The organism is Telluria aromaticivorans (assembly GCF_013003915.1).
Lineage (GTDB): Bacteria > Pseudomonadota > Gammaproteobacteria > Burkholderiales > Burkholderiaceae_D > Telluria > Telluria aromaticivorans.
This window is the reverse complement of record NZ_JABAIV010000016.1, coordinates 12,746-36,533: the sequence shown is the minus strand read 5'-3', so window position 1 is coordinate 36,533 and position 23,788 is coordinate 12,746. Positions and strand designations below refer to the sequence as shown.

General features: G+C 65.6%; 20 protein-coding genes and 2 tRNA genes. 15 read left to right on the top strand and 7 right to left on the bottom strand.

Going from position 1 to position 23,788, the window contains the following annotated elements; translation table 11 throughout:
* Positions 1-140: 140 nt before the first annotated feature.
* The gene (locus HGB41_RS22920; RefSeq protein ID WP_171088623.1) at positions 141-2,459 is read right to left on the bottom strand and encodes a GGDEF/EAL domain-containing response regulator; all 2,319 of its coding nucleotides are present in this window, start codon (positions 2,457-2,459) and stop codon (positions 141-143) included.
* A 207-nt stretch (positions 2,460-2,666) separates the two neighbouring features.
* Between HGB41_RS22920 and aroC the strand changes: the two genes are divergently transcribed.
* Complete coding sequence (gene aroC, locus HGB41_RS22915) at positions 2,667-3,761, top strand: chorismate synthase (protein ID WP_171088622.1); 1,095 nt, start codon at positions 2,667-2,669, stop codon at positions 3,759-3,761.
* A 165-nt stretch (positions 3,762-3,926) separates the two neighbouring features.
* Here aroC and HGB41_RS22910 read toward each other — a convergent pair whose 3' ends face one another.
* Positions 3,927-5,420: an HDOD domain-containing protein gene (locus HGB41_RS22910; protein ID WP_229423190.1), complete on the bottom strand. Its 1,494-nt coding sequence runs from the start codon at positions 5,418-5,420 to the stop codon at positions 3,927-3,929.
* Positions 5,417-7,162, bottom strand: a complete 1,746-nt coding sequence (locus HGB41_RS22905) for a putative bifunctional diguanylate cyclase/phosphodiesterase (protein WP_171088621.1) — start codon at positions 7,160-7,162, stop codon at positions 5,417-5,419. Before HGB41_RS22905 ends, HGB41_RS22910 begins: the two co-directional genes overlap by 4 nt.
* 402 nt (positions 7,163-7,564) lie before the next feature.
* On the opposite strand from HGB41_RS22905, the gene HGB41_RS22900 reads away from it, so the two are divergent.
* From HGB41_RS22900 to HGB41_RS22885, 4 genes are all read left to right on the top strand, one after another.
* Complete coding sequence (locus tag HGB41_RS22900) at positions 7,565-9,247, top strand: isovaleryl-CoA dehydrogenase (protein ID WP_171088620.1); 1,683 nt, start codon at positions 7,565-7,567, stop codon at positions 9,245-9,247.
* A gap of 106 nt (positions 9,248-9,353) precedes the next feature.
* Positions 9,354-10,004 (top strand): uracil phosphoribosyltransferase, encoded by a 651-nt coding sequence (gene upp / locus HGB41_RS22895; RefSeq protein ID WP_171088619.1) that lies wholly within the window; start codon positions 9,354-9,356, stop codon positions 10,002-10,004.
* Positions 10,005-10,006: 2 nt separating this feature from the next.
* Complete coding sequence (locus HGB41_RS22890; RefSeq protein WP_171088618.1) at positions 10,007-10,354, top strand: Hpt domain-containing protein; 348 nt, start codon at positions 10,007-10,009, stop codon at positions 10,352-10,354.
* A 339-nt stretch (positions 10,355-10,693) separates the two neighbouring features.
* On the top strand, positions 10,694-10,897 hold the full coding sequence (locus HGB41_RS22885; RefSeq protein ID WP_027867533.1) for a cold-shock protein: 204 nt from the start codon (positions 10,694-10,696) through the stop codon (positions 10,895-10,897).
* Positions 10,898-11,145: 248 nt separating this feature from the next.
* Here the strand turns inward: HGB41_RS22885 and HGB41_RS22880 are convergent, their stop codons facing one another.
* The gene (locus tag HGB41_RS22880; RefSeq protein ID WP_171088617.1) at positions 11,146-12,051 is read right to left on the bottom strand and encodes a LysR family transcriptional regulator; all 906 of its coding nucleotides are present in this window, start codon (positions 12,049-12,051) and stop codon (positions 11,146-11,148) included.
* A gap of 171 nt (positions 12,052-12,222) precedes the next feature.
* Between HGB41_RS22880 and aceB the strand changes: the two genes are divergently transcribed.
* Positions 12,223-13,812 (top strand): malate synthase A, encoded by a 1,590-nt coding sequence (gene aceB, locus HGB41_RS22875; RefSeq protein WP_171088616.1) that lies wholly within the window; start codon positions 12,223-12,225, stop codon positions 13,810-13,812.
* 136 nt (positions 13,813-13,948) lie between these two features.
* On the opposite strand, the gene gloB is transcribed toward aceB, so the two are convergent.
* Positions 13,949-14,749, bottom strand: a complete 801-nt coding sequence (gene gloB, locus HGB41_RS22870) for a hydroxyacylglutathione hydrolase (RefSeq protein ID WP_171088615.1) — start codon at positions 14,747-14,749, stop codon at positions 13,949-13,951.
* A 23-nt stretch (positions 14,750-14,772) separates the two neighbouring features.
* On the opposite strand from gloB, the gene HGB41_RS22865 reads away from it, so the two are divergent.
* The 8 genes from HGB41_RS22865 (at position 14,773) to HGB41_RS22830 (ending at position 19,493) form a co-directional block, all read left to right on the top strand.
* A complete protein-coding gene (locus HGB41_RS22865; RefSeq protein ID WP_171088614.1) occupies positions 14,773-15,546 on the top strand; it encodes a class I SAM-dependent methyltransferase in 774 nt (257 codons plus the stop codon).
* On the top strand, positions 15,543-16,022 hold the full coding sequence (gene rnhA, locus HGB41_RS22860; protein WP_171088613.1) for a ribonuclease HI: 480 nt from the start codon (positions 15,543-15,545) through the stop codon (positions 16,020-16,022). The genes HGB41_RS22865 and rnhA overlap by 4 nt, the downstream gene beginning before the upstream one ends.
* Before the next feature lie 85 nt (positions 16,023-16,107).
* Positions 16,108-16,827, top strand: coding sequence for a DNA polymerase III subunit epsilon (dnaQ, locus tag HGB41_RS22855; protein WP_171088612.1), 720 nt, complete (start codon positions 16,108-16,110; stop codon positions 16,825-16,827).
* Positions 16,828-16,853: 26 nt separating this feature from the next.
* Positions 16,854-16,928: transfer RNA gene (locus HGB41_RS22850), tRNA-Val, on the top strand.
* Positions 16,929-17,070: 142 nt separating this feature from the next.
* Positions 17,071-17,967, top strand: coding sequence for a LysR family transcriptional regulator (locus HGB41_RS22845; protein WP_171088611.1), 897 nt, complete (start codon positions 17,071-17,073; stop codon positions 17,965-17,967).
* A gap of 118 nt (positions 17,968-18,085) precedes the next feature.
* The gene (locus HGB41_RS22840; protein WP_171088610.1) at positions 18,086-18,871 is read left to right on the top strand and encodes a dioxygenase family protein; all 786 of its coding nucleotides are present in this window, start codon (positions 18,086-18,088) and stop codon (positions 18,869-18,871) included.
* Positions 18,872-18,906: 35 nt separating this feature from the next.
* Positions 18,907-19,353 (top strand): DoxX family protein, encoded by a 447-nt coding sequence (locus HGB41_RS22835; RefSeq protein WP_171088609.1) that lies wholly within the window; start codon positions 18,907-18,909, stop codon positions 19,351-19,353.
* A 65-nt stretch (positions 19,354-19,418) separates the two neighbouring features.
* Positions 19,419-19,493: transfer RNA gene (locus tag HGB41_RS22830), tRNA-Val, on the top strand.
* A gap of 146 nt (positions 19,494-19,639) precedes the next feature.
* Here the strand turns inward: HGB41_RS22830 and HGB41_RS22825 are convergent.
* The gene (locus HGB41_RS22825) at positions 19,640-20,665 is read right to left on the bottom strand and encodes an AI-2E family transporter (protein WP_171088608.1); all 1,026 of its coding nucleotides are present in this window, start codon (positions 20,663-20,665) and stop codon (positions 19,640-19,642) included.
* A gap of 311 nt (positions 20,666-20,976) precedes the next feature.
* Positions 20,977-21,228 (bottom strand): helix-turn-helix domain-containing protein, encoded by a 252-nt coding sequence (locus HGB41_RS22820; RefSeq protein ID WP_371868578.1) that lies wholly within the window; start codon positions 21,226-21,228, stop codon positions 20,977-20,979.
* Positions 21,229-21,471: 243 nt separating this feature from the next.
* Between HGB41_RS22820 and HGB41_RS22815 the strand changes: the two genes are divergently transcribed.
* Positions 21,472-23,511, top strand: a complete 2,040-nt coding sequence (locus tag HGB41_RS22815; RefSeq protein WP_171088607.1) for a hybrid sensor histidine kinase/response regulator — start codon at positions 21,472-21,474, stop codon at positions 23,509-23,511.
* The last annotated feature ends 277 nt before the right edge of the window (positions 23,512-23,788 follow it).

Genomic DNA, 23,788 nt, shown 5'->3' with positions numbered 1-23,788 from the left:
CGGTTTCGCTCACGCTGGACCCCAAACTTTTCGGAGTCGACAGCATGAACTACATCGCAAAAGCAGACATTTCTACTTTGCCCAAACCGGACATTTCTACTTTGCCCTTACACACCCTACGGGCAGCTGGATATTCTGGCTTATGCGGCCTCGATCAAGCCCTGGTTCCCCAGCCACTCCACCAGCGCCTCCGGCGTCAGGGGCCGCGAGAACAAAAAGCCCTGCGCCAGCGGGCAGCCGAGGCTGCGCAGGATGTGCGCCTGGCGCTCGTCCTCGACACCTTCCGCAATCACCGACAGGCCCAGGTTGCGGCCCAGCTGGATCACCATTTCCGCAATGCTGCTGCCGCGCGCCGAGCCGGTAATCTCGGTCACAAACGTGCGGTCGATCTTGAGGCGGTCCACCTGCAGGCGCTGCAAATGCGACAGCGACGAGAAGCCGGTGCCGAAATCGTCGATGGCGATCGACACGCCGGTGCGCTTGACCTGGGCCAGCTTTTCCACCAGCAGGGCCGGTTCTTCCATCGCCATCGATTCGGTGATTTCCAGTTCCACGTATTCGGGTGGCGCCCTGGTGTCGTCCAGCGCGCGGCGCAGCATGTCGACGAAGTGCGGATGGCGGAACTGCACCTGCGAGACGTTGACCGACATCGTGAACGTGCAGTGGCCGGCCGCATGCAGGCGCACCAGCTCGGCCAGGGCCTGGCGCAGCACCCATTCGCCGATGTCGACGATCAGGCCGGAGTATTCGGCGATCGGGATGAAGCGGTCCGGCCCGATCAGGCGCCCATCCTCGGTGCGCCAGCGCAGCAGCGCTTCCGCGCCGAAGGCGGCGTTGGTGGCCAGGTCGACCTGCGGCTGGTAGGCCAGGAACAGTTCGCCGCGCTGGAAACCGCTGCGCAGCGCGTGCATCATGCGCACGCGTTCGCGGATCTCGACGCCCATGCTGCGCGAGAAATAGAAGTGGCCGGCGCGCTGCTGCGACTTGGCGCGCTTCAGGGCGATGTCGGCATCCTTGAGGGCGTCGGCGCCGGTGCCGTCGTGCTCCAGCAGGCGCACCAGGCCGAGCGTGGCCGATACCTGCACGTCCTGGCCGTCGATATGGAAGGGCTCGCGGAAGAGGGCCTGGATCGGCGCCGGCTGCACGCTGCCTGCGTCGCCCAGCACGCAGAAGATATCGCCGCCGATGCGCGCCACTTCCAGTCCCGGGTTGCCGGCGGAGCGCAGGCGCGAGGTAAGGCGCTTGCCGACCGCCGCCAGCAGCAGGTCGCCGAAATGGTGGCCGAGCGCGTCGTTGGTCTCGGCAAAATGGTCGAGGTCGACCAGCGCCAGGGTGGTGCCGTTACGCTCGGTCCCGGCCAGCAGCGCATCGACCAGTTCGACCACGCGGGTGCGGTTCGGCAGGCCGGTGAGCTGGTCGCGGAAGGCCGCCTGGTTCAGGTGGGTGACCAGTTCGACATTCTCGAGGCCGACCGCGACCACGCTGGCGAACACGTCGAGCAGGCGGCGCTCGATGTCGCCGGCCTCGCGGCCGAACGGGATGCAGGCGGCGAAATCGCGGCCCGCCTTGCCGGGGAAATGCAGCGATAGCCAGCCGTCGCCGCCAAGGGTGCAGCGCTCGCGCATGCAGTGTTCGACCGCGCCCGCCAGCGACGCTTCGCGCTGCGCGCTCAATTCGCCGCCTTCGAGGTGGGCATGCTCGCCGGCCGCAGCGACCACGCGCAGCACGTCCGGGCGCGCGTGGCCGCTGTCGCGCACGCACAGCACGCCTGCGGGCGGCTGGCCGAGCAGGCTGGCCATTTGCCGCAGCACGCCCTGGGCCACGTCGCCTACGCCGTGCAGGGCCATGAGCTGGGTGCCGGCCGAGAGGATGTGTTCGAGTCCGGCGCGGCTGGCCTCGACTGCGCGCAGTTGCTGGTAGGAGCGCACGGCGGCCGCCACCGCGGTGTACAGCTTGGTGCGGGTCAGTTCCGACTTGGTGCGGTAATCGTTGATGTCGTAGCCGCGGATCGCTTCGAGTTCGGGCGCGTAGCCCGGCTGTCCGGTGCGCAGGATGATGCGGACTTCGTCCATGCCCAGCTCTTCGCGGATCTGGCGCACCAGCTGCAGGCCGGCGTCGGGGCGCTCCATCACCACGTCGAGCAGCACCACGGCGATGTCGGCTTCCCGCTCGAGCATGCTGCGTGCCTCGTGGGCGGTATAGGCATGCAGGAATTCCAGCGGGCGGCCCTGCATCTCGACGTTCTTCAGGGCGAACAAGGTGGTCGAATGCACGTCGGCGTCGTCGTCGACGACCAGGATGCGCCAGGACGGCAGGCGCGCGGGGCCGCCCGGCAAGGCTGCACCGGACCGGAACTGGCCGGCGGCGGGCGGCGCGTCCGCTTCATCGACGAAGCTCAGCTCGTCGTCGCAGTCTCGCGCATCCGTTTGTGTGCCTGGTGGCGTCATCGAGGCAGGCATGTGCTACGTCTCTAGTGGGGCTGGGCTTTTGATGTAAGTCAGTATATATGCAATTGCTAATATAAAACCCCGGGAGATTGGCTTAAGCGTCAAATTTATGTCCATAGGGCAATTAAATTGGCGCGGAAGCCACAGTAGTCCCTTCCTTCGCCCCCGCGGCCGGGCTGGTAGAATGCCAATTCCCCCATTTTGCATGCAGAGCGATCCATGTCCGGCAACTCCTTTGGCAAGCTGTTCTCCGTCACCACTTTCGGCGAGTCGCATGGACCCGCCATCGGCTGCGTCATCGACGGCTGCCCACCCGGCATGGCCCTGGGCGAGGCCGACATCCAGCTGGAACTCGACCGCCGCAAGCCGGGCACCTCGCGCCACGTGACGCAGCGCCAGGAAGCGGACCGGGTCCAGATCCTGTCGGGCGTCTACCAGGGCGTGACCACCGGCACGCCGATTGCGCTCCTGATCCAGAACGAAGACCAGCGCAGCAAGGACTACGGCAACATCGTCGAGACCTTCCGCCCGGGCCATGCCGACTACACCTACTGGCACAAGTACGGCGTGCGCGACCCGCGCGGGGGCGGGCGTTCGTCGGCGCGCCTGACCGCGCCCGTGGTCGGGGCAGGGGCGGTCGCGAAAAAATGGCTGCGCGAGCAGCATGGCACCGAGTTCTTCGGCTGCATGCGCCAGTTGGGCGACATCGACGTGCCCTTCCAGTCTTTTGAACACGTGCACGCCAATCCCTTCTTTGCCGCGACGCTTGACGCCGACCTGTTGGCGCGCATGGAAGCGGCAATGGACGAGCTGCGCCGCGCCGGCGACTCGATCGGCGCGCGCATCGACGTGGTGGCGCGCGGGGTGCCGGTCGGCTGGGGCCAGCCGATCTACGACAAGCTCGATGCCGACATCGCCTACGCGATGATGGGGATTAATGCGGTCAAGGGCGTCGAGATCGGGGCCGGCTTCGCGTCCGTGGCGCAGAAAGGCTCGGAGCATGGCGACGAACTGACGCCGCAGGGCTTTGTGGGCAATAACGCCGGCGGTGTGCTGGGCGGGATCTCGACCGGGCAGGACATCACGGTGTCGATCGCGATCAAGCCGACGTCGTCGATCCGCACGCCGCGCCGCTCGATCGACAAGGATGGCAACCCGGTGATGGTCGAGACCTTCGGCCGGCACGACCCCTGTGTGGGCATCAGGGCGACGCCGATTGCCGAGGCGATGCTGGCCCTGGTGCTGATTGACCATGCGCTGATGCACAGGGCGCAGTGTGGGGATGTGAGGGTGGGGACGCCGAAGCTGCGGTGATTTGCCGGGATCAGGTTCGCGTGACCTGACCTCGCGCCGTCGACGTCGTGAGCTAAGCGTTCACCCACCACCCTAAACCAGCGTCATCCCGACGACGGTCTTGGGGGCAGGGGTGCTGAACGAGTCGCGGTTGCACTGCGGTTCAGGCGCCTCCTGCAGCTAAACTCACACCCGCGTCGCCACCGCCTCCAGCTGGTGCCGCCGTTCCACCGTCCGCACCACCAGCCCGCGCAAGTCGTTCATCAGCGAAAACTCGGTCTGGCTCAGCGTCACCGAAGGGAAGCTGGCATCCCATTCGCCGTAGATGAAGCCGGCCGGCTGCCCATTTGCGCACAGCGGGATCACGACGAAGCACGTGGCCTCGCCCAGCGTGCCTTTCCACCAGCCCGGCAGCTTGGCCGCGAACTTGATGTCATGCGCATTCTCGATGAAGATCACGCGATCGCTGCCCAGCGACGCATGGAAGACGTCAGGTTCGTAGGCGTCATCGAACACCAGGTTCGGCAGCAGCGCCTTGCTGCCCTCGCCCAGTCCCAGCCTGGCCGCGTACCTGCCTTCGCGGCGGTTCCGGAGAAAAGCAAACGAGCGCGTGAACGACAGGCCCTTGTGCATGGTCTCCAGCGCCATCGACATCATCTGGCCCGGCGTCGCGGCAAGGCCGGCGTCGCGCATGTCGGCCACGCCGCTCATCAGGATCTTGTTGCCTGCCTTGCGGGCGCGGGTCGCAGCCACCAGCTGCTCGCGCTTTTCCAGCGGTTTGGCCAATGGTGCGATCGACAGGTCTGCCGCCGCGGTTTCGCGCGCCTTGTCGATGGCGCTGAGCAGGCTTGCCGCTTCCACGCCCAGCATCGGCGCAAAGCTTTCGGCCAGTTCCGCGACCCGGGCAGCGCCGATGTCGTCGTCGTGCCAGAGCGCCTCGGCGGCCTGGGTCGACATGGTGCCCAGTGCGGCCAGCCAGTCGTCGTGGCCGAAATCTTCGCCGCGTTCGGCCGGCTCGACCCGGCGCATGCCGGCGATCAGGTTGCGCGGCAGGCCCCAGTGTTCGGCGGTGGCGCGCCCGACCGCCTCCAGCGACAGGCCGAGATGCGCCTCGGCTGCGGCATCCTCGCGGCCGACGCCTGCGCTCTCGCGCATCCGGGTCCAGCGTTCCGGCATGTAGAAGGTGATCATCATGCGCCCCAGCGAATGCAGGATCGAGCAGACCACGGCTTCCTCCGGGTCGCGCGATACGGCGCTGGCGGCCACCTGCTGCGCCACCATCCCGGCCAGCACCGCTTTTTCCATCTCGACGTGGGCGATCTCGGTGTCGGGCGTCGACTTGGCCAGTTCCTCGATCAGTTTCAGGCCCAGCGCCAGGTGGCCGATCGCTTCGGTGCCCAGCACCAGCACCGCCTTCGAGACCGTGTTGATGCGCTGTCCGAAGGCCGAGTACATGCCGCTGTTGGCCAGCCGCAGCACCTTCTGGGTCAGGACAGGATCCGACAGCACCGTCTGGGTCATCGAGAACTCGCGTTCGTCCTCGCCGCGCATGGAAGCGAGGATCGCGTTGATGGCCTTGGTGAAGCCCGGCATGTCGCCCTGCCTGCGGATGCGTTCCCACAGCAGGGAGAGGGTGGCCTCGGCCAATTTCGGGCGCAGGGTAGCGGCTGGTGTCGTCATGGTTTGCCCGGACGGATGTCGGCCGGCAGTAATTCGGTATAGAGATTCTCTTTCAGGGCGGCCATCGCCACGTGCGCCGGCATCGGCTTGCCGGTCAGGTAGCCCTGTACGTAGTGGCAGCCCAGGTTGTCGAGCCAGGCCAGCTGCTCTTCGGTCTCGACGCCTTCGGCAACCACCAACAGGTCGAGGTGCCGCGCGATGTCGAGCACCGCGCTGCAGATGGCGCCATCCTTGGCGGCTTGCGGCAGGTCTTTCACGAAGGCGCGGTCGATCTTCAACACCGAGATCGGGAAGCGCTTCAGGTAGGCGAGCGATGAATATCCGGTGCCGAAGTCGTCGATCGCGATGCGGGCGCCGCGCTCGGCCATCTTGCCGAGCACCGCTTCGGCGTGCACCGGGTCGACCATCAGCGTGCCCTCGGTGATCTCGAGCACCAGCTGGCGGCCCTTGGTTCCGGACAGCGCCAGCGCATCGTCCAGTACGGTCAGGAATTTATCGCTCCTGAACTGGCGCGGGCTGATGTTCACCGAGATATACAGCTCGCGCCCGGCCACTTCCTCGAACTGGCGGATCTGCATGCAGGCCGCCTTCAGGGCCCAGGCGCCCAGCAGGTTGATCAGCCCATTGGTCTCGGCGATCGGGATGAAGCGTACCGGCGGCACCATGCCCAGGGTCGGGTGCTTCCAGCGCATCAGGGTCTCGAAGCCCTCGATGGTGCGGCTGCGCGCATCGACGATCGGCTGGTAGTACAGCTGGAACTCGCCTTCGCGCACCGCGTTGAACATCGCGGCCTCGAGCGAAATGTCGTGTTCCGGCGGGCCCTGGTCGCTCGGGCTGTAGGTGACCGCGCGTGCCTTGCCGGTTTCCTTGGCGCGCGACATCGCGGTGTCGGCCAGCGTCACCAGCCGCACTTCGTCTTCGGCATGCTCCGGGTAGGTGGCGACCCCGATCGAGCCGGCCAGGTAGATCGTGTGGCCATCGATCTCGAAGGGCGACTGCAAGGTGGCCATCAGGCGCCCCGTGACCAGCTTGATCTGCGCCTCGCCGGCGGTGCCCGGCAGGACCGCGACGAATTCGTCGCCGCCGACGCGCGCCAGCGTGTCGCTGTCGCGCAGGGTGCGGCGCAGGCGGCTGGCGGCGGTGCGCAGCACCTCGTCGCCGACCCCGTGCCCGAGGCCATCGTTGACTTTCTTGAAGCCGTCCAGGCCGATGGTGGCGACCGAGAAGCCCTGGCCGGAGCGCCGCGCATTGGCGATGACCATGCGGATGCGGTCGGACAGCAGCACCCGGTTCGGCAGTTCGGTGAGGGCGTCGTGGGTCGCCATGTGGTGCAGGCGTTCTTCGGTGGCGTGCTGGCCCGACATGTCGCGGCCCACCACCAGCAGGGGCGCATCGTCGCCGCTCGCGATCAGGGCGATCCGCAGCTCGAACCAGGTGTCGCGCTCGCCGCAACGGAAGCGCGCTTCGACTATCTCGGGCTCGCCGCTGGCGCCGGCGCTCGCAAGGGCGTCGCGCAGTGCCGCCTGGTCGACGTCATGCACCAGCGACACCAGGGAACGGCTGCCCAGTTCGACCCCGGCGAAGGTCAGCGCGCGACGGCTCGCGGCGCGCAACTGGCCGCCGGGCGTGACGCGGAATGCCACGTCGCCGGCCGCTTCCAGCAGGCTGTCGAGCAGGCTGGATGCGGGCGTGCGCGGGCCTTGCGAATCTGACTGGTTAGCAGCAATGGAACTAGTGTGCATTCTTGGGTTCTGCCCTGGGTTCTGCCTGCTTATCGCCGTCACGCGCACTGCGGGCACGCGCGTCCGGCCATGTGTAAACCATGCAAGTCTACCAAACCAATAGTGACTGGTGCATCGAAAGATTCCAAAAGGCACTAGATAACACAATGGCGCGCCACGCCGGGTCCATCCTTGCGCTGGCGCAGCCGCTGGTATTGATGTGCCCTTTGCGCTGGCTCACTTGCCGATATTTGCCCGACATTTGCCCCATATTTGCGGCATTGTTGTTGCGTCGTTGTTGCATAGACAAGCATACTGGCGCCTGCCATTGTCGCCGATCCTTGCAACAAAGCAAATTATTGCTTACAGGATGAGGCCAAGTTGATGCTCGCTTGCAACATAATTCGATGAGAGGCTCGAGAAATGAACGGTTTCGACACCCATGAAGTGCTCAACCAGGCCGCTCCCTTTGCGGACGTCAACCTGTTTCGCTGCGACCCGGCGCTGGGCGAAGCGCTCGAGCGCGAGGGCGCCGGCTGGGCCCGCGAGCAGCTGGACGCGCTCGGCGCCACCCTGGGCCGGGCGGACGTGCTCGACCTCGCGCGCCTGGCCAACGCCTCCGGGCCGCGCCTGGTGAGTCATGACCGGTCCGGCCGCCGGATCGACGAGATCGAATTCCACCCGTCGTGGCACACGCTGATGGCCCTCTTGATCGGCGCTGGCGCGCATTCGGCCCCATGGCAGGACCCGCGGCCCGGCGCCCAGGTGGCGCGCGCAGCCCAGTACCTGCTGTTCGGCCAGGTCGAAAACGGCGCCCAGTGCCCGGTGACCATGACCTTCGCCTCGGTGCCGGCCCTGCGCCGCCACCCGGTCCTCGCAGCCGAATGGCTGCCCAAGGTCTTGTCCAGGGAATACGACCCGCGTTCGCTGCCGGTGGCGCAGAAGCGCGGCGCCCTGATTGGCATGGGGATGACCGAGAAACAGGGCGGCAGCGACGTGCGCGCCAACACGACGCGGGCCACGGCGATGCTGCCGTCGGAGGCTGCCGGACGCTTCGGCGCGGCGGGCGAGGGTGCGCACCGCATCGTCGGCCACAAATGGTTCTTCTCGGTGCCGCAATCGGATGCGCACCTGATCCTGGCGCAACTCGATGACGCGGGCAGCTCGGGACTGTCCTGCTTCTTCGTGCCGCGCTACCTGCCGGACGGCAGCCGCAACGCGATCCGGGTCCAGCGCCTGAAGGACAAGCTGGGCAACCGCTCCAACGCCTCGTCGGAAGTCGAGTTCCAGGATGCGACCGGCTGGATGATCGGCGCGCCGGGACGCGGCATCCCGACCATCCTCGAGATGGGCGGCTACACCCGCCTCGACTGCGTGCTGGGCAGCGCCGGCATCATGCGCGCGGCGCTCTGCCACGCGTTGCACCACGCGCGCGGACGCAGGGTTTTCGGGCGGCTTCTTTCCGAACAGCCGCTGATGCAGAACGTGCTGGCCGACCTCGCGCTCGAATCCGAGGCCGCCACCGCGTTCGCACTGCGCCTGGCGCGCTGTTTCGATGCTCCCGACGACCCGGTCCAGGCCCTGCTCGGACGCATCCTGACCGCGGCCGGCAAGTACTGGATCTGCAAGCGCGGCCCGGCTTTCGGCGCCGAGGCGATGGAAGTCATGGGCGGCAACGGCTATGTCGAGGATGGCCCGCTGGCGCGCATCTATCGCGAACTTCCGGTCAATTCGATCTGGGAAGGTTCGGGCAACGTGATGTGCCTCGACCTGCTGCGCGCGCTCGGCAAATCGCTGCCGGAGGCGCACGAGGCGCTGGCCCGGGAGCTGATGCCCGCGGCCGGCCTGGACGCGCGCTTCGGCGACTACGCAAGCCGCCTGCTCCACGAACTCCCGGCGCAGGTAGCAGAGGAGGGCGGCGCCCGCGTGCTGGCCGAGCGCATCGTGCTCGCGGTGCAGGGCGCGCTGCTGCTGCGCCATGCGCCGGCCTTCGTGTCGGATGCCTTCGTGGCTTCGCGCATCGCGGAGGCCCCGGGCGGCGCGTTCGGCCGGCTGCCGGCGTCGAGCGACTGCGCCGCGATCCTGGCGCGTGCGCTGGCTGGCTAAGAATGCATGTTTCTTGTCGAAATGTGCAGAAAAGAGGGACAAATGGCCGCGCGGCTGGGATAATGCCGGTCTACCGCTTCACACCCCTATTGCGTTGATACCGACCATGAATCAAGACCCGCGTTTCCCGAACCTGTTCATCCTGAACCACCCGCTCATCCAGCACAAGCTGTCGCACATGCGCGAGCACGACACCTCGACGCGCACTTTCCGCGAGCTGCTGCGCGAGATCACGCTGCTGATGGGCTATGAGATCACGCGCGACCTGCCGCTGACCACGCGGAAGGTGCAGACCCCCTTGATGACGATCGACGCGCCTGTCATCGCCGGCAAGAAGCTGGCCATCGTGCCGATCCTGCGCGCCGGTATCGGCATGAGCGACGGCCTGCTGGAACTGGTGCCGTCGGCGCGCGTCGGCCACATCGGCGTGTACCGCGACCCCGATACCCATGAGCCGGTCGAATACCTGGTGCGCCTGCCGGACACCAACGAGCGCACCTTCATCCTGTGCGACCCGATGGTCGCCACCGGTAACTCGGCAGTGCACGCGGTCGACGTACTGAAGAAACGCGGCGTGCCGAGCGAGCACATCATGTTCCTCGCGCTGGTGGCCGCGCCGGAAGGCATCGAGGTGTTCCAGAAATCGCATCCGGATGTGAAGGTGTATGTCGCCTCGCTCGACTCGCACCTGAACGAAGACGCCTATATCGTGCCGGGCCTCGGCGATGCGGGCGACCGCATCTTCGGCACCAAGTAAGCATGCACGCGGCCGACAAGGGATTCTTTTCGCGACTGGCGTCGTTCAACGACAGCTTCGCCAGCAACCTGCCCGCCACGCTCGAGCGCATGGCGGCGGTTGCCGCCGGACTCGATCCGCGTGCGCCCGCGGCCGCTGCAAACGAATTGCAGGCCATGCTGCATACCGTGGCGGGCTCCGCCGCCACCTTCGGCTACCGCGGCCTCGGCCACCACGCGCGCGCGCTCGAGCAGCGCCTGCGCGTGCTGATGACCTTCGATGCAGTCGCCGCAAGCGATTGGGCCAGCTGGACCTCCGAGCTCGGGCAATTCGTCGAGGCAGGGCGCCGCGATCCACGCGGATTCAATTAGGCATACGCTGGTTTTGCCGTGGGCATAATGCCCTGGCGCAATAAACCAATGCAGGATCGTTTGATACCGCGCAAACTTACGTTCACTCATTGCCCTATATTTTCTGTACTGCCGAATGCAAAGCGCGACCGTAAAAGTTGAAGTTAGGAATTCTTATCGAGATTGTTGCGAGCGCGAGAATTTTTATTTTGCGAACATGGGTTTTATTTGTTTTTATTCGGTATAATACGGGATCGTTGGGTTGTAGGTAGTAGTGCAGTCTGTCTGTCATTCCTTTCTTGCTTCTTCAAACGATCTTAAACGGGCGCAAGCCCAACTTAACTGAAATAGGAAATTGTAATGGCAACTGGCATCGTAAAATGGTTCAATGATTCGAAGGGTTTTGGCTTCATCACCCCTGATGAAGGCGGCGAAGATCTGTTCGCTCACTTCTCGGCGATCCAAAGCAATGGCTTCAAGTCGCTGCAAGAGAACCAGCGCGTTTCGTTCGATGTGACCACTGGCCCTAAGGGCAAGCAGGCCGCGAACATTCAGCCGCTGTAATCGCTCTCAAGCGATAGCAAAATCCCCGGACTGCCGGGGATTTTTTTCGTCTGGTGGTTCTGCACGGTTCGCCTGATTCGCTTCGGGACGCAGAGCCCGATGAGCTTGCGGCTGGTAGGGTGGGCAAGTTCCTTGCCCACGCGTTCAACCAGTGGGCGTGTCGAGTTGCACTTCCACTGTGCGATTCTGGTTGAACGCGTGGGCAGAATCTGCCCACCCTACGGGTCTCGACCGGCCGCCGCCGCAGGCTAGCGCACCTGCCAATACTCCGGCTGCGCATAACTCCGCCGCAAAAAATCCACGAACGCCCGTATCCGCAACGGCAAGTGCTGCCGCTGCGCGAACACCGCATAGATGTCGTTCCCCGGCGCCGCGAACTCGTCCAGCACCGTGCACAGCTCGCCCGTCGCGATCTGCGCGCCCACTTCCCACATCGAGCGCCAGGCCAGCCCCTTGCCGGCCAGGGCCCAGGCGTGCAGCACCGCGCCGTCGTTGCACTCCATGTTGCCGCCGACCTTGAGCGCCACCGGCTTGCCCTTGTCGAGGAAGGTCCAGCCGCGCTGGCTGCCTTCGCTGCTGATCGCCAGGCAGTTGTGCTTCGCCAGGTCGGCCAGCACGCGCGGGGCGCCGTGCCGCTTGAGGTAGGCGGGCGCTCCCACCACCACGCGGTGGTTGTCGGCCAGCTTGGTACCGACCAGGGTCGAATCGGTCAGGCTGGCGATGCGGATCGCGACGTCCACGCCTTCGCCCACGACGTCGACCAGGCGGTCGGTCAGGTTCAGGTTGACGGTCACGTCGCGGTGCTCGGCGAGGAAGGAGGGCAGCAGCGGCGCCACGTGCTGGCGGCCGAAGCCGGCCGGCGCGGACACCAGCAAATGCCCGGTTGCACGCACGCTGCGTTCGGCCGCCGCGGCCTCGGCCGCTTCGAATTCGGCCAGGATGCGCTGGCAGTCGTCGAGGAAGGCCGCGCCTTCGTCGGTGAGCACCAGCCGGCGCGTGGTCCGCTGCAGCAGCTTGACCCCGAGCCTGCTTTCCAGTGCATCGAGCCGGCGCCCGATCATGGCCGGCGCTATCCCTTCGGCCCGCGCCGCCGCCGACAGGCTGCCGCGCGCCACCACTTCGACGAAGGTCGAGATTTGCCTGAACTTACCCATTCGTATTGCCCATCCGTGCTCTCCATTTCATACAAAAACGCACAGATGTAGTGAGAAAATGTATCGTTTAGCTATCTGGAAGTGAATATACTTGATGCTTGTACAAACGCCAAGGCGCGGCCCAGGCCGCCCGGCGAGCACAGGTTTTCTACTTCTACTGGAGAATGCGCAATGACGATCGCCACCCCCGCCGGCATGGACATCACGGGCGAGATCAAGCCCGGCTTCGAAACGATCCTGACACCGGAAGCACTCGCCCTGGTCGCGAAACTCACGCGCGCCTTCGAGCCGCGCCGCCAGCAATTGCTGGCAGCCCGTGCCGAGCGCGCGCGCCGCCTCGATCTGGGCGAGCGTCCGGACTTCCTGGCTGAGACTGCGCATATCCGCGCGGGCGACTGGAAGATCGCGCCGATCCCGAAGGCCCTCGAATGCCGCCGCGTGGAGATCACCGGCCCGGTCGAGCGCAAGATGGTGATCAATGCGCTGAACTCCGGCGCCGACAGCTACATGACCGACTTCGAGGATTCGAACACGCCAAACTGGGACAATCAAATCACCGGGCAAATCAACATGGTCGACGCGGTGCGCCAGACCATTTCGCTCGAGCAGAATGGCAAGAGCTACAAGCTGAACGACAAGGTGGCGACCCTGGTCGTGCGCCCGCGCGGCTGGCACCTCGACGAGAAGCATGTGCTGGTGGACGGCAAGCGCGTCTCCGGCGGCATCTTCGACTTCGCCCTGTTCATGGTCCATAACGCGAAAGAGCAGCTGGCGCGCGGCGCCGGGCCTTACTTCTACCTGCCGAAGATGGAATCGCACCTGGAAGCGCGCCTGTGGAACGACATCTTCATCATGACCCAGGAAGAGCTCGGCCTGCCGCGCGGAACCATCAAGGCGACGGTGCTGATCGAGACCATCCTGGCCGCCTTCGAGATGGACGAGATCCTGTACGAGCTGCGCGAGCACAGCGCCGGCCTCAACGCGGGCCGCTGGGACTACATCTTCTCGTGCATCAAGAAGTTCAAGCTCGACAAGGACTTCTGCCTGGCCGACCGCGCCAAGGTGACGATGACCGCGCCCTTCATGCGCGCCTATGCGCTGCTGCTGCTCCAGACCTGCCACAAGCGCGGCGCCCCGGCCATCGGCGGCATGGCGGCCCTCATCCCGATCAAGAACGACGCGGAAAAGAACGAGGTCGCGATGGGCGGCGTGCGCAACGACAAGGCGCGCGATGCAACGGATGGCTACGACGGTGGCTGGGTGGCGCACCCGGGACTGGTCGAGCTGGCGATGACGGAATTTACCAAGGTGCTGGGCGATAAACCCAACCAGATCGACAAGCAGCGTCCGGATATCCAGGTCAGTGCCAAAGACCTGCTCGACTTCAAGCCGGAAGCGCCGATTACGGAGGCCGGCCTGCGCTATAACATCAACGTCGGTATTCATTATCTCGGCGCCTGGCTGGCCGGTAACGGCTGCGTGCCTATCCATAACCTGATGGAAGACGCGGCCACCGCCGAGATCAGCCGCTCGCAGGTGTGGCAGTGGATTCGCTCGACCAAAGGCGTGCTGGAAGATGGCCGCAAGGTGACCGCCGAGATGGTGCGCGCGATGATCCCGGAAGAGCTGGCGAAGGTGAAGGGCGATGCGGCGAATGGCGACAACCCGAGCTATGCGCGCGCGGCGCAGATCTTCGAAGAGATGTCGACGTCGGAGACGTTTGCGGAGTTCCTGACCTTGCCGTTGTACGAAGAGATCTGAGCGACCGGAACTGAGGTAGACCGTAGGGTGGGCAGATTCTGCCCACGCGTTCACATCACCTTAGCGAGCATGCTCCGTGGTTTAAACCTGTTCGTTGAACGCGTGGGCAGGAAACCTGCCCACCCTACGATTCACCTCAGAATGTATTCTTCCATTCTCTTAGCGCCGCAAAGGCCTGCAGCGGTGATGCATCCGTAGCCAGCCTGCCCGCATCCACCAGGCTCCGCACCACCCCCGGCTCCGTATACCGCAAAAACGGATTCGTCCCTCGCTCCAGCCCGATCGTCGACGGCACCGTCGGCAACCTGGTCCCGCGTTTTTCCGCAGCATCCCGCATTCGCAAGGCCAGGCCCTGGTTGTCCGGCTCGACCACCTGCGCGAACTTTAGATTCGCCACCGTATATTCGTGCGCGCAATACACCAGCGTGTCGTCCGGCAGCGCCGCCAGCTTGGCGAGCGAGCCTGCCATCTGCGCCGGCGTGCCTTCGAACAGCCGGCCGCAGCCGCCCGCGAACAGCGTGTCGCCACAGAACAGCCAGTTCGCCCCCGACGCGCGCCGTACATAGGCGATATGCCCGAGCGTGTGCCCCGGCACCTCGAGCACGTCGAGTTCCAAGTCGAGCCCGGCTATGCGGACGTGGTCGCCTTCGCCGAGGGCCTCGCTGACGAAGGCGATCCCATCGTTGCGCGGCCCGTACACCGGCACCCGCCACTCGGCCAGCAGGCTTGGCACGCCGCCGATATGGTCAGCATGGTGATGGGTGAGTAAAATGGCGGTAAGCGACAGCTTGTGCGCGGCCAGGGCTTCACGGACGGGTCCGGCATCGCCCGGGTCGACTACCGCTGCATGGCTGCCGTCGTGGATAATCCAGAGATAGTTGTCGTTGAAGGCGGGGACGGTCAGGACCGACAGGTCCGGGCGAGATGTGTTGGTCATAGGTAGTGAACCGAAGGGATGGCATGGACAGCGCAGTATCCGAGAAATCCATTATAGCGCTCGACCACTGGCTGCAATCGCCGGCGGGCGCCTACGTGCGCGCCTTCGAGCAGTCCTGCCTGGACGAGCTCACCGCGGACATCTTCGGCTTCAATGCCTTGCAAGTTGGCGTGCCCCAGCTCGATGCGCTGGCCGCCAACCGCATGCCCAACAAATGGCAGGCCGCGACCCGCACCTCGACCAGCGACGAGCTGGCCTTTGCAGCCAGCGGCAAGCAGATCGCCGTCGCCCTCGATTTCGCCGAACTGCCGTTCGCTTCGCACAGCATCGACCTGGTCGTGCTGCCGCACGTGCTCGAGTTCGCTACCGAACCGCACCAGGTGTTGCGCGAAGTCGAGCGGGTCCTGATCCCGGAAGGGCAGGTGATCATCTGCGGCTTCAATCCGGCCAGCCTGTGGGGCATGCGCCAGGGGATCGGCCGGGTCACCAACAACGGCTACCTGCCGGCATCGGGCGAATTCATTTCTATGCCGCGCCTGAAAGACTGGCTAAAATTGCTGAATCTCGGCGTGACGCGCAGCCATTTCGGCTGCTATGCGCCGCCGTGCCGGACAGCCCATTGGCTGAGCCGGTTCGCGATGATGGAATCGGCCGGACAACGCTGGTGGCCCTATCTGGGCGCCGTGTACGTGGTCCACGCCATCAAGCGGGTCAAGGGCATGCACATCATCGGACCTGCATGGAACAAGAAAACGAGCAAGCGGCCGCAAGCAGTGCCGGCGGCGAACAGGGAATGAGCGACATGCAAGACAACGAAGCAAGCGCAGCAAACGGCTCGACAAAAGTAGAAATCTTCACCGACGGCGCCTGCAAGGGCAATCCCGGCACCGGCGGCTGGGGCGCGCTGCTGGTCGCCAATGGCCACGAGAAGGAAATCTTCGGCGGCGAGCCGAACACCACCAACAACCGCATGGAATTGCGCGCCGTGATCGAGGCGTTGGGCGTGCTCAACCGCCCGTGCGAGATCGTGCTGCATACCGACAGCCAGTATGTCCAGAAGGGCATCTCCGAGTGGATTCACGGCTGGAAGGCGCGCGGGTGGAAGACCGCGGCCAAGGAACCGGTCAAGAACGACGATTTGTGGAAAGCGCTCGACCTGGCGCAGCAGCAGCATGCGGTCGAATGGCGCTGGGTACGCGGCCACAACGGCCATCCGGGCAACGAGCGGGCCGACGTGCTGGCCAACCGCGGCGCGGCCTCGGTGCGCCGCTAAGCCAGCCTGAAGCAGGGCGCGGACTGATATACTTCGCCCGCCTGCTTCACTGTTCATCCACGATTCACCCTCTTAAGTGCTGCCCATGCGCCAGATTGTCCTCGATACCGAAACCACCGGCCTGAACCCTCGTACCGGCGACCGCGTCATCGAGGTCGGCTGCGTTGAGATCTTCAACCGCAAGCTGACCGGAAATAACTTCCACCGCTATATCAATCCGGAGCGCGACTCGGACGAGGCGGCACTGGCGGTCCACGGCTTGACCACCGAATTCCTGCGCGACAAACCGAAGTTCGCCGAGATCGCCGAGGAATTGCGCGAGTTCGTGCAGGGCGCGCAAGTGATCATCCATAACGCGCCTTTCGACCTTGGCTTCCTGAATGCCGAGTTCACGCGACTGGGCCTGCCGCCCTTCAGCACCTATTGCGCGGGCGTGATCGACACCCTGGTGCAGGCCAAGGAATTGCATCCAGGCAAGCGCAATTCGCTGGATGCGCTGTGCGACCGCTACGAAGTCTCGAACGCCCACCGCAAGCTGCACGGCGCGCTGCTGGACTCGGAGCTGCTGGCCGACGTCTACCTGTCGATGACACGCGGCCAGAATTCGCTGACCATGGATGTCGCGGCCGAAACCAATGCCGGCGGCGAGCTCGTCGAAGCGGGCCCGCTGGGCGAGATCATCGTGGTCGCGGCCAGCCATGAGGAGGAAGCCGCGCACGAACTGGTCCTCGCAGGCCTCGACAAGAACGTGAAAGGCAGCTGCATCTGGCGCAATTTTTCCCCGGCAGGGGTGACGGCGGCCTGATTCTGTGCCATAATACGCCTCGTTTTGGGAGGTTAGCTCAGGGGTAGAGCACTGCATTCACACTGCAGGGGTCGCAAGTTCGAAACTTGCACTTCCCACCAGGATTCAGTCCGGAACCATGTCGGACAAGCGAAAGGTCAGCAGAGATGCTGGCCTTTTTGCGTTGGCGGTCGCTTTTTGATCTGTTGCTAGCGATGAGATAAACTCTGCTCCAGAAGAGTCACTGTCATACGAGTGGGAACAATGGATAAATTCCTCGAAATGAAGGTGTTCTCGGCCGTGGTCGAAGCGGGCAGCTTCACCGGCGCCGCGCGTACCCTGGACATGTCGAAAGCGGCGGTCTCGCGCTACGTGGCCGAACTCGAAGAGCGCCTCGGCGTGCGCCTGCTGCACCGGACCACGCGCAAGCTGTCCGCAACGGGCGAGGGCGAGATCTTCCACGCGCGCTGCCGCGAACTGCTGGACAACCTGGACGAGGCCGAGGCCGAGATCAGCTCGCGCAGCGGCCAGGCCAGCGGCCTGCTGAAGGTGAGCGTGCCGGTCACCTTCGGGTTGATGCACCTCGCGCCCTTATGGCCGCCTTTCCTCGCGCTGCACCCGAAGCTCGATCTCGACATCACCTTGTCGGACCGCGTGGTCGACCTGGTCGAGGACGGTTTCGACCTCGCGGTCCGGATCGTCCAGCTGCCGTCTTCCTCCCTGATCAGCCGCAAACTCGCGTCCACCCGCATGGTCCTGTGCGCCTCGCCCGATTACCTGGCACGGCGCGGCGAACCGGCACGGCCACCGGACTTGCTGCAGCACGATGTGATCTCGTACAGCCTGTTCTCGAGCGGCGAACACTGGACGTTTACCGGCCCGGGCGGCGAGGCCACGGTGAAAGTCGCGCCCCGGGTGCGCACCAACAGCGGCGACACCTGCCGCGCCGCGGCCTTGCAGCACCAGGGCATCGTGCTCCAGCCGAGCTTCATCGTCGGGACCGACCTTGCGCGAGGGCTGCTGCTCGAAACCATGAAGCCATGGCGCGCGGGCGAACTGGGCGTGTACGCCGTCTACCCGTCGCGCAAATTCGTCTCGCCCAAGGTGCGCCTGCTGATCGACTTCCTCGTTGACGCATTCGCCGACCCGGCATGGGACTGATTGATTATCCCTGCTGGTGAGACAGTCTTGCTCCGCTGAGGCTATTTATCTCGTCCGCCGGCAAGATTAAGATGAGGCATGTCATCGCGGTAAAGGCCGCACCTGAAAGGACATCAACATGCCTGCATTCCCCACCATCTTCCTGTCGCACGGATCGCCCATGCTGGCCCTGCAGGACAGCCCGGCCCGCCGCTTCCTGCAAGGCCTCGGCAAATCGCTGGAACGTCCACGCGCCATCCTGGCCGTCTCGGCGCACTGGGAAACCCGCGGCAGCGCCAGCGTGAGCTTGGCCTCGCTGCCGGAAACCATCCACGACTTCGGCGGTTTCCCGCGCGCGCTGTTCAAGATCCAGTACCCGGCGCCCGGCGCTCCCTGGACCGCCGAACGCGCCGCCGCACTGTTGGAGGCGAGCGGGCTGCCGGTGACGTGCAATGCCGACCGCGGCCTCGACCACGGCGCCTGGGTGCCGCTCAGCCTGATGTATCCGGATGCGGACATCCCGGTCACCCAGCTCTCGCTGGTGCAGGGCGCGGGACCCCGGGAGCACGAAAGGCTGGGCCAGGCCCTGGCGGCGCTGCGCGAGGAGGGCGTGCTCGTCATCGGTTCCGGCGCGCTGACGCACAACCTGTCCGAATTCCGCGGGCAGCCAGTCGATGCGCCGGTCCCGCCGTGGGTCAGCGAATTCGGGTCCTGGATGAAAGCCCGGCTGGAAGCAAACGACCACGCGGCCCTGCTGGACTACCGCCGCCTTGCACCGTCGGGCGCGCGCAACCATCCGAGCGAAGAACACTTGCTGCCCCTGTACGTGGCAATGGGCGCGGCCGGCCCCGGGGCTAGAACCGTCCAGCTGCATGCCAGCTTCGAGCACGGGATACTGGCGATGGACGCCTACGCATTTGAATAATTCCACATACAAGCTGACTAACTAAAGGATTTCCCATGAACACCACGAACACCACCACCACCACCACCACCACCCTGTATTCCGCCCGCGACGACCAGGGCAAGCTGCTGCTGCGCGTGCTGCTCGCCAGCCTGCTGCTGTTCCACGGCGTGTCCAAGCTCTTCGGCGGCGTCGGCTTCATCACCGGAATGCTCGAGAAGATGGGCTTGCCCGGGGCATTCGGCTATCTCGTGTACATCGGCGAAATGGTGGCGCCGCTGCTGATCCTGGTCGGCCTCTACACCCGCGCTGCGGCAGTGGTCGTGGCCATCAACATGGTTGTCGCGCTGCTGCTGGTGCACAGCGCCGAAATCTTCACGCTGAACAGTACCGGCGGCTGGGCAATCGAGCTGCAAGGCATGTACCTGGGCGCGGCGCTGGTAGTAGCCTTGCTGGGCGCGGGAAGCTACAGCATCGGCGGCACGACGGGGCACTTCAACTGAATCGACGATAGGCCAGCCGGTAGATATTGATAATTCTCAATAGCTAAGGCATAATACGGGCCACCGGGAGGTTAGCTCAGGGGTAGAGCACTGCATTCACACTGCAGGGGTCGCAAGTTCGAAACTTGCACTTCCCACCAAGATTCGCTGGACATGAAAGGGCTTGCACCGTTTGGTAGCAAGCCCTTTTGTCATTTGGCGCTCTGATTCGGTCACAGTAGTCCTTGCCTGGCGCTGCGCCGCTGGCGGCGTTCGGCGCCTGCCCGTGAGAGGCAGCCGCTCCCCGTTAGGCCCTGGCCTGGTAGGCGCGCAGCCAGCCATACAGCACCGCCATCATGAACGGACCGACGAACAGGCCGATCACGCCCATGGTCGACACGCCGCCCAGCAGGCCGAACAGCACGGCCAGGAAGGGCAGGTTGACCCGGTGCCCGATCAGCTTCGGCCGGATGAATTTGTCTACCATGAACAGCTCGACCGCGCCCCAGGTGAACAGGCCGAGCGCCGCGCCGGCATGGCCTTGCCCCAGCAGCAGCAGCGACACCATCGTGAACGACAGCGGCGCGCCGCCCGGGATCAGGGCCAGGTAGCCGGTGATCACGCCGAGCAGCGCCGGCGCCGGCGCGCCCGCGATCGCATACGCGATACCGAGCACGATCCCTTCCAGCACCGCGATCGAGCACAGGCCCAGCGCCGTGCCGCGCACCGACAGCGGCAGGATGCGGCGCAGGTTGCCGTAATGCCCGGGCAGCAGGCGCATCCCGGCGCCGTCGACATAGCGCACCACGGTTGGGCCGTGCAGGTAGAGGATGAACAGGGTCAGCAGGGTCAGGAACAGGTAGAGCGCGTTGGCGAGGATGGTCGAGCCCCAGAAGCGCGCGGCGCCGGACAAATGCGGCAGGACGTCGCCGAGCGTGGTCTGGATCAGGGCATTCAGGCCGCCCGGGATCGCCAGGTGCTCGTTCCACCAGGCGATCACGCGTTCGGACACCAGCGGCAGCTGCTCCAGCCAGCCGGGCGCCGCAACCCCGACTTCGTTCAGGCGCGCCAGCAGGCGCTGCACGCCCACCAGTTCGTGGCCGAGCGCTTTAATCAGGAGCAGAGAAGGCCCGAAGAAACCGACCAGCAGCAGTATGAGCAGCAGGGTGGCGCTGGCCAGCGGCGGGAAACCGCGCGCGACCAGGCGTTCGCGCAGCGGCCAGGTAATCACTGCCAGCAGGCCCGCCCAGGCGAGCGAGCCGAGGAAGTGCTGCAGCAGCAGGCCCAGTGCAATGGCAAACAGCACCGGCAGTACAAGTGACGAGTAGCGCATCCCGGCTCCGGTTCCCTGGTCCGGCATTCAGGCGCGTGCGAGGGCGATGCGCGCCCCGCGGATAAGGTGGCGGCCTGGCAGCGGCGCTGCGGTCGGGGGCAGTGGCGCGGACCTGGCCGCGCTGGAGGGTGCAATGCGTTTCATGATTCCGAAGTGCTTTTATCAAAAGGTGCAGGGCGGCCGCGCGGGCGCATTCGCCGATGCTGAAGGATAAAGCACAGGGCTCGTCCGGTAAAAGCGAATAATACCGGAACATTACTTCGGAAATACAGAAAGCAGGCTGAGGCGGCGCAGGCGCGCCGCCGCATCGATCAACCGTGCAGGTCGTCGTCGGTCAGGGTGCCGTTGGCGTAGAGGCGCAGCAGGATGGCCACCGGCGGTGGAATCACGACGCCGGTCTCGAAGCGGCTGCCGCTGGACTGGGTGACGCCGAAGCGGCTCCAGAACTTTTCCTGGCTCTCGCGCTTGCGGATGCGCAGGCGGCGCAGGTCGTGCGGTGCAGCAGGCCATGGCGCAGCCTGCGACGGCGGCACCGTCATTTCCACGCCAAATTCTTCTTCCATCATCTTGCCAGCCATTGCGCCATCCTTCCGTTGATCCATCGTGTTCTCGCTTGCGGTCGGGGCACTTCGCCCGTGATACCGCGGTAAAGACATGATCGTAAAGGAAAGAATTTTCGCAAGGCTCTCGAAATGTCACTGCCGAGCGTTTCCTCTAATTCCTTATTTTGCTGACCCCGGGCTGCAAGGAATGCTAAGGTGGCGGGCCGGCGACCCCCGTCGCCACCGAACGACCTGTTTGACCCTATGCCCACAGACTCCCCGAAACCCGGCACTGTGCCGGAAACGGCCTTCGAACCGGCCGCCATGTTCCGCGCCTTCTTCGACCAGGGTACCCACTCTGCCGCGATCCTGGCGCCGGACGGCACCGTGCTCGATGCCAACCGGCGCGCGCTCGAGCCCTGGAATGCAGAGGCCAGCGACGTGGCGGGCCGCAAGTTCTGGGACTGCATGTGGTGGGAAGGCGAGCCGGCGGCGGCCGGCGCGGTGCGGGCCGGGGCGGGCCAGGCTGCAGCCGGGGAGGTCTTCCGCTGCCACCTGCCGTACCACAGGCCGGGACAAGGCGGGCGGTTTGCCGATGTCGTCATCTCTCCCCTGAGAGCGGCCGACGGGAGCATCGCGATGCTGTCCGCGATCGGCGCCGACGCCACTGAACGGCGCCGCGCCGCCGAGCGCCTGCGCCTGCTGGACGCCATCGGCGAGGCCACGCGCATCGCGGCCGATCCGAAGGCCATCCTGGATGGCGCCACCCGGCTGCTGGGCGAACACCTGGGCGCGACCCGCGTCGCCTATGCCGACCTCGAACCGGACAACGACCGTTTCACGATCCGCCATGACTGGACGGCGCCGGGCGAAGCCAGTACGGTGGGCGTGTATTCGCTCGACCTGTTCGGCTCGCGCGCGGCGTCGAACATGCGCGCCGGGCGCACCCTCCTGATCGGCGACGTCGATACCGAAATCGCGCAAGACGATGGCGCCGCCATGTTCAATGCGATCGGCATCAAGGCCATCATCTGCTGCCCGCTGGTCAAGCAGGGCAGCCTGGTGGCGATGATGGCGGTGCACCAGCGCGACCCGCGCGCCTGGGCACCTGGCGACGTGGCCCTGGTCGATGCAGTGGTCGAGCGCTGCTGGGCGCACGTGGAGCGGGTGCGTTCCACCGAAGCGCTGCGCGCCGCCGACCGCCACAAATCCGAATTCCTGGCCACGCTGGCCCACGAACTGCGCAACCCGCTGGCGCCGATCCGCAACGGCCTGGACCTGCTGCGCATGAGCGCGGACAAGCCGGCGGTCATGGCCACCGTGCGCCAGATGATGGAACGCCAGGTCGGGCACATGGTCCACCTGGTCAACGACCTGCTCGACGTCGCCCGCGTCTCGACCGGGAAGGTGGTGCTCCGGCTCGAGCGCACCGACCTGCAGTCGGTAGTCGGCAGCGCGGTCGAGACCAGCCTGCCGCTGGTCGAAGCGGCCGGGCATGGGCTCGAGCTGCGCCTGCCCGATGCGCCGGTCTGGCTCGACGTCGACCTGGTGCGCATGAGCCAGGTGTTGAGCAACCTGCTGTCGAATGCAGCCAAGTACACCCCAGGCGGCGGGCGCATCACGGTCGAGGGCGCCCTCGAGGGCAGCGAGGTGGTGATCCGGGTGAGGGACACCGGCATCGGCATCCCGCAGGAAGCGATGGGCTCGATCTTCGACATGTTCACCCAGGTCTCGCGCAGCCTCGACCGCTCGAAGGGCGGGCTGGGAATCGGCCTGTCGCTGGTGCGGCACCTGGTGGGGCTGCACGGCGGGACGGTGGCGGCCGCCAGCGCCGGGCCGGGACAGGGCAGCACGTTCACGATCCGGTTGCCGGCGGCCGCCGGTGCGCGCAGTGCGATGGAGGCCAGGGCTGCGGGCGGCGGGGCATCGGTCGTGACGGGCGCCCTGGAGATCCTGGTTGCGGACGACAATGTCGACGCGGCCGATTCGCTGGCCGCGCTGCTGCGGGCCGGCGGCCACAGGGTGCGCACGGTGTACGACGGCGAGCAAGCAGTACGTGCGGCGCGTGCCTGCCCGCCGCAGCTGGCTTTCCTCGACATCGGCATGCCCCGGATGGATGGGTACGCGACGGCGCGCGCCATGCGCGCGGAGCCCGGGCTGGCGGGCCTGCGGCTGGTTGCGCTGACCGGGTGGGGCGCGCAGGAAGACCGGGCGCGCTCGCGCGAGGCGGGGTTCGATCATCATTTGCTCAAGCCGGCGGCGCCGGAGGAGTTGGCGGCGATCCTGGCAGCAGTGCAGACTTAACGACGATGCGTTCAAGGTAGGGTGGGCGGGTCTCCCGCCCGCGCGTTCAACCTCAATACGATTTGCCCGTACATCTACTCGTTGTTCGTTCGACCTCGCAGGATGGACTGTTATTTGCGCAAATAGCGCGATTGACGAATGCAGACGCGCCCAACCAACGCATACATGTCGATTCGCGTTCGTGGTCCTCAAAGGTGATTTGAACGCGCGGGCAGGGTACCTGCCCACCCTACGATGTGCGGCAGATCGAAGCTCGCCGACTTGGGCAAACGTGAAG